Source organism: Nonomuraea diastatica, assembly GCF_004349015.1.
GTDB classification, from domain to species: Bacteria; Actinomycetota; Actinomycetes; order Streptosporangiales; family Streptosporangiaceae; genus Nonomuraea; species Nonomuraea diastatica.
Map to the genome: position 1 here is coordinate 12,714 of NZ_SMKP01000038.1, position 11,911 is coordinate 24,624.

Genomic DNA, 11,911 nt, shown 5'->3' on the forward strand with positions numbered 1-11,911 from the left:
CTCATCGTGCCGGGCGGGGCCCAAAAGCATCGAGACGTTCGTCACCGTCAGCGAGAACCTTCCGCCGGTCGCTCGTCGAGCGCCACGGGTCCACCCGGCCGCGCGGCTCCTCCCCCGCCGGTCTCGCCTGACCGGTGGACGCGCCCCGCGCGCGGGCTACCAGAACCTCACCTCGGGAAACGTTCCTGACGGCTTGTCCAGGAGAGGCCGGCGCTCGCCCTTGAGGTGCGTGTCGAGGAAGGCGGTGACGTACGAACGAGTGATCGTGAGGGCGCGCTTGCCGTCGATCGGCGTCCTGGGCAGCCCGAGCTGCGGCTGCAACACCGCATAGTCGACGAAGCTCATGTGTTCGGCGCCGGTCACGGTCAGCCAGCGTTTCCCGTCACCCTTCACATGCGGCCAGAACAGCTCCCACGAGCCGTCCTTGCCGCCGGACTCCGGCTGGTGCCGGGGATTGCCGATCATCATGAAGGGCTTGACCAGCGGCTTGGCCAGCGTTTTGGGGTTGTAGGTGCCGTCGAGATTGACCGCGGCCTTGATCCGCCCGGACACCGGCAGAAGGTGCGCCGCGCTCTGGCCGCCGACCGAGTGACCCACCATGGCGATCCTCCTCTCGTCGATCAGCCGGTTCCAGCGCTTGTCCGCTTTCAGCCGCTTGAGGACGAACTCGGTGTCCGCGGCCCGCACCCGGGCCACCTTCTCGCCCGTCTCAGGGGTCTGACCGGCCTTTCCCGCCTCGAAGGTGACGGTCCTGCCGTCAGGGAAGGTGGTGGCCAGCGACTCGTAGGTGTGTTCGATCCCCGCCACCAGGTAGCCGCGGCTGGCGAACTCCTCGGCCAGCGAGGTCATGGTCGCCCGGGGCAGCGTCATGCCGGGTGACAGGACCACCAGAGGCCATCCGCCTTTCCGCCGCAGCGCGGGAGCGCCGGCGCGGGCGTGCGTCACGGTCTTGGCGAGCGTGTCCGCCGGCACGTCCTCGAGCCGCGGCTCGCTCCTGATGATCAGCTCGGATTCCTGCGGCGTGACGTACGGCGCGCGCCTGCCCGCCGCCTTGCGCGCCGGGTACCAGATCGAGACCATCAGCTCGCGCACGTCCCGGTCGGTGACCCAGGGGTCGGGGCGGCTGGAATCGATCAGGTGCAGGTCGGTCTTGCCGACCGGATGGTCGCCGGTCGGCGCCGGCAGGGCGGTAACGGGCCGGGCGGTAACGGGCGCGGCGGCCTCGGCCGGGATCGCGCCCAGGGTGGTCAGTGATGCGGAGAGCGCGAGAACGCTCGCGGCCACGGTCTTCTTCATGCGCTCAACCGTGCCGCGCGGCGGCGGTGAACCGTCCCCGGCGAAAGTCACACGGCCCCTGCGACTTTCGTAGGGGATGGCCGATCGCCCGCCTGCAGGGCTCCCGCGGGCGGGACGATCTGCGCAGGCGGTATGTTCGTCCCACGAAGTTGTTATTCTTGCCCGGTGAGCAACAGTGTCGACGGTCAGCTCGGTGCGGTCGCCGCACTGGTGCGGTCCACGTTCCTGGTGAATGCCGTGTACGTGGATTCCGCCCGCGAATACGGCCTCACCCAGCAGCAGGGCCAGCTCCTGTGCGTCCTGATGGCGCAGCCGTACGGCATGAGCGAGCTGGGCGCGACACTCGGCCTGGCCAAGTCGAGCCTGACAGGGCTGGTGGACCGCACCGAGCGCAACGGCCTGGTCCAGCGCGACCCCGACCCGCATGACTCCAGGGCGGTCATCGTGGCGCTCACCCGACGGGGCGCCAAGCTCGCCGACGCGTTCTACGTCGAGACCTGCCGCCGCATCGAGGAGCTCACGACGGGCCTGATCCCGGCCGAGCGCGACACGCTCGCCGCCCTGCTCACCCGGGTCGTGATGGACAACAAGGTTCCCACCGTGTTCTTGGAACCGCGCTGAATTTTCCGTTCGTTCCACAAACTAAAAGGCGCATCGGCCGCCGTCAGGGTTGCTCGGGCGGTCGCGGGACGAGCAACCCTCGGTTGAACGCCTCGGTGACGGCGGCGGCGCGGTCGTTCACCCCGAGCTTGGCGTAAATGTTGAGCATGTGCGACTTGATGGTCGCCTCGGTGAGGAACAGCCGGGCCGCCGCCTCCCGGTTCGTGGCCCCGGACGCCACCAGCTGGAGCACCTCGACCTCGCGCGGGCTGAGCGGCCCGGGAACGGGCGCGCGCACGCGGTTCATCAGCAGGGCCGCCACCGACGGCGCGAGCACCGCCTCGCCGCGGGCCGCCGCCCGGACCGCACGCGACAACTCGTCGCGGGGAGCGTCCTTGAGGAGGTATCCGGTCGCGCCCGCCTCGATCGCCGGAAGCACGTGGCTGTCGGTGTCGTACGTGGTCAGCACCAGCACGCGGGCCTCGCTCCCCCGCTCGGCGAGCTCCCTGATCGCGCTCACGCCGTCCATGCCGGGCATCCGCAGGTCCATGAGGATCACATCCGGACGCAGGGCCTGGGCCAGCCGGACCGCCTCCGCTCCGTCAGCGGCCTCGCCGAGCACCTCGAACTCCGGGTCGCGGGCGAACATGCTGCTCAGCCCGTCTCTGACCACCGGATGATCGTCCACGATCAGCAGCCCGATCGGGCCGGCGGGGCCGCTCACGCGCATGCCTCCGCCCGCTCGGAGGGGACGCGGGCCGAGATGCCCGTGCCGGCGCCCGGCTCCGACTCGACCTGCAGGGTGCCGGACACGCTCTCGATCCGTTGCCGCATCGCGATCAGGCCGAACCCGCCGCGATCGGCCCTCAGGCCTTCGGCGGCGGTGACGAGCCTGGCCGGGTCGAAGCCGCCGCCGTCGTCGCGAACGTCCAGAGCCGCCTCGTGCTCCAGATACGACAGCGTCACCCCCACCTTGGTCGCCCGCGCGTGCTTGGCCACGTTGGCCAGGGCCTCCTGCGCGATTCTGAGCAGCGCCGCCTCGGCTTCGGGCCGGATCGGCCGCGCCGTACCGGTCGTCGTGACCTCAACGGTGATCTCGTGCAGCGCCGACCAGCGCTCGGCGACGCCCGCCAGCGCCTCGCCCAGCCGCGCCGAGCGCAGCGGCTCCGGACGCAGCGCGTGCACGGACCGCCGCGCCTCCGACAGGCTCTCCCTGGCCAGCTCGGTCGCGGCCGCGACGTGCCGGCGCCATCCCGGCGGATCGTCGCCGGCGTGCTCGGCCGCGCGCAACTGGCTGATGACGCCGGTGAAACCCTGCGCCAGCGTGTCGTGGATCTCCCGCGCCATCCGCTGCCGCTCGTCCTGCACGCCGGCGTTGCGTGCCTGCACCAGCAGCTGCTCGTGCAGGGCCGCGTTCTCCGCGAGCGACGCCGCCAGTTTGCGGTTCGCCTCGCGTGCCTCGTGGAGCGCACGGTCCCGCTCCTCGTTCCGCTGGTCGTCGCGCCGGACGACCCAGGCGAAGGCGCACATGGGGATGACGTTCGCGGCGACGACGGCGCCGTAGGCGGCCAGGCCGACAGCCGTGCTCTTGTCGACGCCGTACGCCTGCGCCGTGCCCGCCACCAACCCCACCGCGGCGACGCCGACCGGCTGCCACGGCCAGGGCAGGATGCGGAAGGCGTAGATGTAGACGGCGGGGGTGAAGAAGCCGAACCACGGCGCCCTGACGACCAGAGCCGCCCAGAGCAGGACCAGCACGGTGAAGAAGACCGCCATCACCGGCATTCGCTCGCGCGAGGCGGGACGGAGCGTCTGGTATCCCAGCATCCACACCGCCAGCAGCGTGCACGTGACCAGGTCCATGAGCAAGGGCGTGCCTGCCGCGCGCCTGTCGGCCACGGTGACCACGGTCAGGAACGCCAGCAACGCGTACGGCCCGACGGCCGTCAACACAGGCCACCATGCAGACCACCGTGTCGCTGGATCGCTCATCCGCGCCCCCTCCCTCGCGCCCGCTCCCAGCGGCCAATCTAACCTCCACACCGGCACGTCCGCGCCGGTCAGCCGGCCCGGGCAGGCTCGATGGCAAGGGCGTGCCTGAAGACGTTGCGCGGGTCCCACCGGGCCTTCACCCGCTGCAGGCGCGGGTAGTTGTCCTTGTAGTAGAGCGTGTGCGCGGACACACCCGACGTGTTCCACTTCGGGTCGGCCAGGTCGGCGTCGGCGTAGTTGATGTAGGAGCCGTCGTTGACCTTGCCGGGCACGGGCACGCCGCCGGTGTCGGCGTACACGTCGCGGTAGAAACCGCGTACCCAGGCGAGGTTGGCCGCGTCGTCCTTCTTGTCGCCCCAGATCGTCTGGTAGACCGCCTTCATGATCACGTCCCGCTGGGCGACCGCCGTGGCCCCTGGCGCCACCGCGCCGACCTGGCCGCCGTAGCCGATGAGCAACATGCCGGACTCCGGCCCGCCGGTGGAGTTCGTCAGGTTGCGGTAGACGGCCGCGAGCTGGGTCTCGGTGAACGAGCGTCGCAGATAGCCGGCCTTGATCTTGTAGCGGCGGGTGAGCACGTCGCCGGCCTCGCCGGTGCCCGGCCAGGTCATCGGGTGCAACCACGGCACCGTCCGCCGGATGTCGAGCACCGGTGTCAGGTCGACGCCGGCGGTCACCGCCGACACGAAGTCGGTCACCATCGTGTCGGCCCTGGGGAGGTCCGCGTCGATCTGGGCGACCAGCATGACGGTTCCGCCGGCGCGGTGCGACGGCTGGAGGATCCCGTACAACCCGGTGTACGGGGAGCCGGGCGCGCTGTTGCGCTCATGCCAGGTCCCGAAGTTGCGCAGCAGCCCGGTGAGCGCCCGTTCGGTCATGTGCTCCCACGACCAGAAGATCGCGTGCTGGGTCATCCGCTGCGGCGACGCCGGCAGCAGCTTGGCCGGGTCGGTGCCGGTGGCTCCGGACGAGCGCAGCCAGTACCGGGTGACCACGCCGAAGTTGCCGCCGCCACCGCCGGTGTGCGCCCACCACAGGTCGCGGTTCGGGTCGTCCGGCTCGCGGGTGGCCACCACCGCGCGGGCGGTGCCGTCACGGCCGACCACCACGACCTCCACGCCGTACAGGTGATCCACCACCGAGCCGTACCGCCGCGACAGGGCACCGTACCCGCCGCCTGCGAAGTGCCCACCGGCGCCCACTCCCGGGCAACCGCCCGCGGGGACCGTCACGCCCCAGCCCTTGAACAGCGTCCGGTACACCTGTCCGAGCGTCGCTCCGGGTTGCACGGCGAACGCCCGCCGACCTGCGTCATAGGTGACCTCGTCCATCGGCGAGAGGTCCAGCAGCATGCGTACCGCCGGATCGGCGGTGAGGTTCTCGAAGCAGTGCCCGCCACTGCGTACCGCGACCCGCCTGCCGGACCGCACCGCGTCCGACACGGCGCGCACCACCTGATCGGTCGACCCGACCACGCGGATCTCGTCCGGCCGGCCCGCGAACCGGAAGTTGTTGCCCCGCAACAGGGTGTCGTAACGGGAGTCACCAGGACGTACCGTCACCGGCCCGAACGCCGCCGCGTCCGATTCCGCCGACGCGGCATCGACACCCCACGTGCCGGCCGCCCCGGCGATCGCCCCCGTGACCGCTCCGGCGCCCGCACCGGCGAGCAGCCCACGACGACTCATCGCCATGCGGCCAGGCGGGCTCGTGCTCCCACCGCTCATTTCCGACATGTGTCTCGCTCCTTCCGACTGGAGGTCGTCAGCCTCCCAATCCGGCAGCGAGGCGCACATCAACCCATGCCATGAATCGGCGGCTGAACCCTCCGCCCCGCCGGACGGCTGATCCACCCCACCGAACGGCTGAAGATCGCGTCGTAGGCCTGCGTGGGGGCGGTGGCAGCCCGCCGGCACCGGCGGGGAGGGCTCGGGAGAAGGGCGACCGTTATGTGCTGGGTGCTGGGCGCGCCGGCGGACGCCTACCCCAGCGAGCTGCCCGTGCTGCCGTCGCCGCGCCGAGCGGGGCCGCTTTCTTGAGCTCACGGACCGTGGACGGCGCGATGCGGCAGCGAAACATCCGACCGGGACGATTCTCGGCCGGATGTTTCTGAGGTCGGCGGTCAGCTCACCGGCGACGCCGGCGGCGGCGGCGCGCACTCGCGCCGGAGCTGTCCGGATAGAGATCCGGATTGGGTTCTGGTCGACGTGCAATGCCGAAGTAGTGCAGAAGAGACATGGTGTCCTCCGTGGTGCTCGTGCCGTTCATGGGACCGTGATGTCCCCGCACCCAGCGACAACACCCCACGTGTCCCGGGTCTGCCCATTCGGGCAGCTTCTGACCGGGTTTTTACCCCCAGCCTGGGCACGAACACCGCCACGCCGCTCGCTCTTGATCGTCTGAGGCCCCGCACATAGTCTGCCCGTGCGCATCATTCCTCGCCCGGCCCCCACGGGCGGAGTCGCGACACCCATCCTGATCAGGACGAAGGCTGCGTTCGTGACCTCGCTGGCCGCGATCGCCCTGGCGGTCACGCCGCCCGTGGCGCACTCCCAGGCGACGACGGCCCGCTCGTCTTCGGGCACGGCGGCTATCCTTCAGGGCCGAACTCCTGGGAACGCGACCAGATCCGCCAGCCCAACAACGTCCGTGCCCTGAACGACCAGAAGGCCAGAGGCGCCGACGGGGTGGAAGGCGACGTCCAGCTCACCCAGCACGGCACCAAGGCCGTCATGTGGCACAACACCTCCACCAACGGACTCACGGGCACCCGGAATAACATCACCAACACCTGGTGGGCGGCGGGAGACGACAACCTGCGCGACCGCCGCATCGCACGCGGCCCGTACACGGGAGAGCAGGTCTACACGCTGCGGCAGTGGCTCGACCACGTGCGCTCAACCGGCCTGATCGCTCTGCTGGAGGTCAAGCCCGAGGCCAGAGCAGTCCTCTCCGACCCCGCCTACGCGGCGGGCGCCTGGAAGGAGATCTCCGACCCGATCAAGGAACGCCAGGCCTCTCAACGCATCCTGGTCTACTCCCTGGACTCCTGGATCCACACCGAGCTCGCCAAGCGCCACCCGGCCTCCTCAAGGGCTCCGAGGCCCGCTGGACCGACGGCGTGAGCTGGGAGGAGCCGCCACCCGCCTGGAGCGGCAACGTGAGCCGCTGGCAGGAGGTGCTGGCCCAGTCGCCGACGAGTGTGATGACGAACTTCACGAGGGAATATCGCGCCTGGCTCACCGGCGCCTGCGGATAGCCCGGCGCCCTCGATCCGGTGGCGGCGCCCGGATCGCTCAATCGTAGAGATGCCAGGACATTCCGTTGGTGGCGTGCACCAGCGCGAGCGTCCCCTGTGCGGAGCATTTCGGTGGGTCCTCCTCAAACTGCTCCACCCCGCTCACGATTTTGTCGAAATGGTCGTCCTGGGTGGTGCCCCACAGGTACAGCGCCTTCTCCCGCGTGTCCAGATAGAGCAACGCCGCTCTGCTCCGATCGGCCCGGATATCCTGGACATGCACCAGGGCCGGGTTTTCGGTCGTGAGCTCGTCAGCGAAGTCGGGGTCCGATTTCATGCCATGGACGAGCGCCAGGGAGAGCGCGTCACCGTCCGCGAAGTGGTTTTTCGCCAGGTTGAGAGCGCCCTGGGTGGCCTCGATCAGATAGTTTTTCTTTCTCGCCTGCCGCTTCTCCTCATCATCGGCGACTCCCCGCCCGATCCCGTGCCCGAGCTGGGAAACGTGGGCGACAAGAGCTCCCCTTCCCTCCTTCGAGGTGATGATCACACCCGTGCAGCCAGCGAATCCCGTGGTATAGATATCTATGGTGCCCGACCGGGAGACGCCGACTTCGCCCTGACTGACAGTGAAAACCTTAACGTCGTCACGCTGAAAATCGTCGTTTTCAACCGGATATCGGATTTCCATGATCGCATGGTAAAGGCGCGCCCCGAACACGGTCAACCCCTGCAATCGCACCCGAACAATTGCGTACGCCCACTTGACATGTGTCATGAAGCACTCATCGCCCGGACGGCGACGATAATATTCATCCCCGCCCCACCGGGCCGAAACGGCGCGGAAATGTTGCATTCAACGACCGAACTCCCGAGCGCGGTCAGACCCGGGCCCGGCGTTCCGGGCGGCAGCGATATCCATCGGCACATCGGCATTTCACGTCGCTTCACGCACGCGTCGGTTCGCCGGACAGGCAGAGGGCCGGGCCGCCCGTGTGCGGCTCGAGCATCGCTGGAGCGGGCCGGCGGGCCCGGTCCAGCGACGCTCGACGGGCCGTCGTCCGGCTGGGGCGAGCGTCGGGCCATGGGTTCTTTCAACGAAGGTTCTGTGACCGGACGTGTGGCGGTGCTGGGCGCGAGCGGCTGCGTGGGGCGGCAGGTGTGCGCCGCCTTCGCCCGCCAGGGGTGGCCGCTGGTGGCGGTGGCCCGCCGCCGCGCCGCCCATCTGGGCGCGTACCGGTTCCTGCCGCTGGACGTCGCCGCGCTCTCCGGCGGGGAGCTGGCGAAGGTGCTGGCCGGTGAGGGCGTGGAGGCGGTCGTCAACGCCACCGGCGGCTGGGTCGCGGGCGACGAGGAGATGCACCGCACCTACGTCCGGCTCGTCGATCAGCTCATCGAGGCCATGGCGATGCTGCCGGGCCCGGCCCGTCTGGTGCACGTGGGCAGCGTGCACGAGTACGGCCCGACGCCGCACGGACTGACCATCACGGAGGAGCTGCGCCCCGCGCCGCAGAGCGTCTACGCGCGCACGAAGCTGGCCGGCTCCCGCCGCATCCTCGACGCGGTCCGCGCCGGAGAGCTCGACGCCGTGGTGCTGAGGGTGGCCAACGTCTACGGCCCGCACCCGGCCGAGGCCAGCTTCCTCGGCGGCCTCGTCGGCAAGCTGCGCGACGGTGCGGAGCTCGACCTGACGATCGTGGACGCATGGCGCGACTTCGTCGACGTCAGGGACGTCGCCGACCTCGTGGTGGAGGTGACGGCCGACCGCGCCGCCGACCCGCTCATCAACGTCGGGAGCGGCCAGGCGATCAACATCCGCACCATCGTCGAGGACCTCCTGACCGCGGCGGGACGGTCACCGGAGTCGGTACGCGAGCGCGCGGGCGCCGTCCAGGCCAGGGGCGGCGACTGGACCCAGGTGGACATCGCGCATGCGACGCGCCTGCTCGGCTGGCGGCCACGCCGCCCTCACCTGGAGTCGGTGCGGGCCATGTGGGAGGCCGCGGGCGCGCCCGCCGGCGTGCTGTCGTCGCACTCGACCGCCTGATCACCGGCTCCCACGGGCTCCACGCTCTCCCCACGGGCTCCACGGGCTCTCCATCGGGCCTCCACGGGCTCTCCATCGGGCCTCCACCGCACCTCCACCGGCCCTGCGCACGGTCGCTCCCATGCGCATACTCTTCACCACCATCGCAGCGGCGGCCCACTTCCACCCGACCGTCCCCCTCGCCTGGGCACTCCGCGCCGCGGGACACGAGGTGCGGGTGGCCTGCGAGCCCGGTTTCACCGCCACCGTGACCCAGTCGGGGCTGCCGGCGCTCGCCGTGGGACAGGACGTCGACCTGCGCACCTTCTGGCAGGGCCACGACCTCGGCCCGCGGGAGGACATGACCGCAAAGGAGCACCAGCGGCTGCGCCTGACCCGCGCCATCGGGATGTTCTCCGGCATCGCGGCCGCTGCCGCCGACGACCTCATCGCCTTCGCCGAGAGCTGGCGCCCCGACCTGGTCGTTTTCGAGGCACGCGCCTACGCGGGGCTCATCGCCGCCCGCCGCCTGGGCGTGCCCGCCGTGCGGCACCTGTGGGGTCTGGACACCACCTACGGGCGCCGCGACTTCGACGGGCCGTTCCTGGAAGAGTTGTGGTCGCGGTACGGCCTGGCGGGCGTGGACCCGCTCGGCGACCTCACGGTGGCCCCGTGCCCGCCCAGCCTGGCGGAGCCCGGCGAGCTGCCCAGGAAGCACATCCGCTACGTGCCCTACAACGGGCCGGGCGTCATGCCGTCGTGGCTGCTCCGGCCCGTCGAGCGTCCCCGGGTGTGCGTCACCTGGGGGCACATGTTCGCCCAGCGCACCGGCACCCTGCACGGCCTGGAGATGGCCGTCGCGGCCCTGCGGCGCCTGCCCGTCGAGGTGGTGGCCGCGATCACGCCCAGCCAGCGGGCCCTGCTGGGCGAGGTCCCGCCCGGGGTGCGGGTCGTCGAGTCGATGCCGCTGAACCTGCTGCTGCCCACCTGTGACGCCGTGGTCAACGGAGGTGGCGCGGGCACGATGATGACGGCGCTGGCGTCGGCCGTACCCATGATCATGGTGCCGTCGCACGCCGACGAGTACCACTACGCCGAACGACTGGGCGGCGCGGGCGCCGCGGTGAGCGTGGACTACCGTCAGGCCGACGCAGCCGCCATCGAGCGCGCCGCCGCCACCGTGCTCGGCGACCCCGCGTACGGCACGGCCGCCATCCGGCTCCGCGGCGAGAGCGCCCTGCTGCCTACACCCGGTGACCTCGTCGCCGACCTGGAGAAGCTGGCCGTCGCCTGAAGGACGAGGTCTCACCGGGTGCCACCGGCACGATCACCGGCGGTCCGCTCGCGGCGCCGGACCGCCGGTGAACGGCTCCGGGGTCCTTGGGCAGGTATCCGACCGCGTCGGCGCCGTCGGAGAGCAGCTCGCGGGCGAAGGCCTGGGCGACGTGCTGCGACAACACCGGTAGCCCGGAAATCTCCCCACGGGCCTCGATGGCGGCCTTGAGCCCTTCGTCGGTGAACGTCGGCGGCACCCGCACGCGCGGGAGACGTCGGCGTCCGTCAGGTTGATCACCGTGCGCCCGCCTGGCCCGCGGGCAGGGGGCGGTCGACGCCGGCCGCCGGCCTGGCCGCGCAGCTCCTCCTGGCGCCGGTCGCGCCGCCGGTGGGCGTCGTGACGACGGTGATCGGCGGGTGCCACCTCAGCGGCCTGCCGGCGCGGAGGACGAGGCGGAACGCCGCCGCATGACGGGCGGGTCCGCGAGCGGGGCCGTACGGCGGGCCATGAGCAAGGTGCGCTAGCGCGGGAAACCGTCGAGTTCGCGAACGGCCTGGTCGAGGTCGTCGGCGACGCCGCGGAGCAGCAGCCGGGCGTAGAGCCCGTCGCCGGTGGCGCCCAGCCGGCGGATCAGGGCCGCCCTCGCGCACATCTGCGCCTGGGCGTCCTCGATGAGGGCCTCCGCCCGGCCCTCCCATCCGTACGCGTCCAGGAACCGGCGCAATCGCGCGGGCCGCGCGTCGAACTCGGTGAACCCCTCCGCGGCGGCCACGTGACGGGCGTGCAGCGGCACCCAGCTCAGCGCCACCGACGCCACGTCGGAGTCCACCGTGGTCGGGCCGGCGAAATCCCAGTCGAAGAAGCCGGCCAGCCGCCCGGCGTGGTAGGCGGCGTTGAACGGGCTGGCGTCGTTGTGCCCGATGACCAGCCCGGGTTCCCACGACCGGCCGGTGCGCCAGTGAGCGTACGCGGGCGGCACGAAGTCGGCCACCATCTCGTGGTACGACCTCAGCCACGACGCCACCTGCACGAGCGTGTCCTCGGTGCGGGTCCACCACGGCCACACCAGGGCGTCGCCGACGGTGTCGCCCTCGAGATAGGTGAGGATCTCGTATCCGTCCGCGTCGATGCCGAGCACGCGGGGAGCCCCGGCGAATCCCTTGCTCTCCAGGTGCCGCAGCAGCCGGTGCACGGACGCCGTCCATGCCCGCACCGGCCGCCGGACCTGGGATCCCACGCGCACGGCGCCCCCGTCGTTTCCGCCTCCGAGCCGACTCCCGGTCACGAGCGCCTCCCATCGGGCTCCGGCCGGGCGGCTCACGTCGATCGATGGTTCCCTGCTCCGTCCTAGCGCCCCATGAAATTTCGCACGGGGACCGCATGCGCAGCAAGGCCGCCCGGGAGGCGGGTCATGCTCACGATGCCGGCACCGGAAGACGGTGGGCTCGCGAACGGAAACAGAAAGGAAACAACGGCCTCGCTAGAA

The 11,911-nt window shown here is 71.1% G+C and carries 11 protein-coding genes and 1 pseudogene; 5 read left to right on the forward strand and 7 right to left on the reverse strand.

Features of this window, described 5'->3' with window-relative positions:
• Positions 1-156: 156 nt before the first annotated feature.
• On the reverse strand, positions 157-1,296 hold the full coding sequence (locus tag E1294_RS15620; protein ID WP_132509143.1) for an alpha/beta hydrolase family protein: 1,140 nt from the start codon (positions 1,294-1,296) through the stop codon (positions 157-159).
• A gap of 165 nt (positions 1,297-1,461) precedes the next feature.
• On the opposite strand from E1294_RS15620, the gene E1294_RS15625 reads away from it, so the two are divergent.
• Positions 1,462-1,917 carry a MarR family winged helix-turn-helix transcriptional regulator gene (locus tag E1294_RS15625; protein WP_220447760.1) on the forward strand — a complete coding sequence of 152 codons (456 nt, stop codon included), beginning with the start codon at positions 1,462-1,464 and terminating at the stop codon, positions 1,915-1,917.
• Positions 1,918-1,960: 43 nt separating this feature from the next.
• Here E1294_RS15625 and E1294_RS15630 read toward each other — a convergent pair whose 3' ends face one another.
• From E1294_RS15630 to E1294_RS15640, 3 genes are all read right to left on the reverse strand, one after another.
• Positions 1,961-2,626 (reverse strand): response regulator, encoded by a 666-nt coding sequence (locus E1294_RS15630; protein WP_132509147.1) that lies wholly within the window; start codon positions 2,624-2,626, stop codon positions 1,961-1,963.
• Complete coding sequence (locus E1294_RS15635) at positions 2,617-3,849, reverse strand: sensor histidine kinase (RefSeq protein WP_246083039.1); 1,233 nt, start codon at positions 3,847-3,849, stop codon at positions 2,617-2,619. Before E1294_RS15635 ends, E1294_RS15630 begins: the two co-directional genes overlap by 10 nt.
• Before the next feature lie 107 nt (positions 3,850-3,956).
• Positions 3,957-5,624 carry an FAD-binding oxidoreductase gene (locus tag E1294_RS15640; RefSeq protein ID WP_132509151.1) on the reverse strand — a complete coding sequence of 556 codons (1,668 nt, stop codon included), beginning with the start codon at positions 5,622-5,624 and terminating at the stop codon, positions 3,957-3,959.
• 951 nt (positions 5,625-6,575) lie between these two features.
• On the opposite strand from E1294_RS15640, the gene E1294_RS15645 reads away from it, so the two are divergent.
• Positions 6,576-7,013, forward strand: coding sequence for a hypothetical protein (locus tag E1294_RS15645; RefSeq protein WP_132509153.1), 438 nt, complete (start codon positions 6,576-6,578; stop codon positions 7,011-7,013).
• Positions 7,010-7,147, forward strand: a complete 138-nt coding sequence (locus E1294_RS52725; protein ID WP_165977307.1) for a hypothetical protein — start codon at positions 7,010-7,012, stop codon at positions 7,145-7,147. The genes E1294_RS15645 and E1294_RS52725 overlap by 4 nt, the downstream gene beginning before the upstream one ends.
• Before the next feature lie 37 nt (positions 7,148-7,184).
• Here E1294_RS52725 and E1294_RS52730 read toward each other — a convergent pair whose 3' ends face one another.
• Positions 7,185-7,901 carry a hypothetical protein gene (locus E1294_RS52730; protein WP_165977308.1) on the reverse strand — a complete coding sequence of 239 codons (717 nt, stop codon included), beginning with the start codon at positions 7,899-7,901 and terminating at the stop codon, positions 7,185-7,187.
• A gap of 330 nt (positions 7,902-8,231) precedes the next feature.
• Between E1294_RS52730 and E1294_RS52735 the strand changes: the two genes are divergently transcribed.
• A complete protein-coding gene (locus E1294_RS52735) occupies positions 8,232-9,170 on the forward strand; it encodes an NAD-dependent epimerase/dehydratase family protein (RefSeq protein WP_165977309.1) in 939 nt (312 codons plus the stop codon).
• 121 nt (positions 9,171-9,291) lie between these two features.
• A complete protein-coding gene (locus E1294_RS15655) occupies positions 9,292-10,443 on the forward strand; it encodes a nucleotide disphospho-sugar-binding domain-containing protein (protein WP_165977310.1) in 1,152 nt (383 codons plus the stop codon).
• 82 nt (positions 10,444-10,525) lie between these two features.
• Here the strand turns inward: E1294_RS15655 and E1294_RS15660 are convergent.
• Together E1294_RS15660 and E1294_RS15670 are read right to left on the reverse strand one after the other, a co-directional pair.
• Positions 10,526-10,687: pseudogene (locus E1294_RS15660) on the reverse strand (response regulator); the annotation flags it as partial.
• Between the two features lie 258 nt (positions 10,688-10,945).
• Positions 10,946-11,668, reverse strand: coding sequence for a phosphotransferase (locus tag E1294_RS15670; RefSeq protein WP_220447761.1), 723 nt, complete (start codon positions 11,666-11,668; stop codon positions 10,946-10,948).
• Positions 11,669-11,911: the final 243 nt, after the last annotated feature.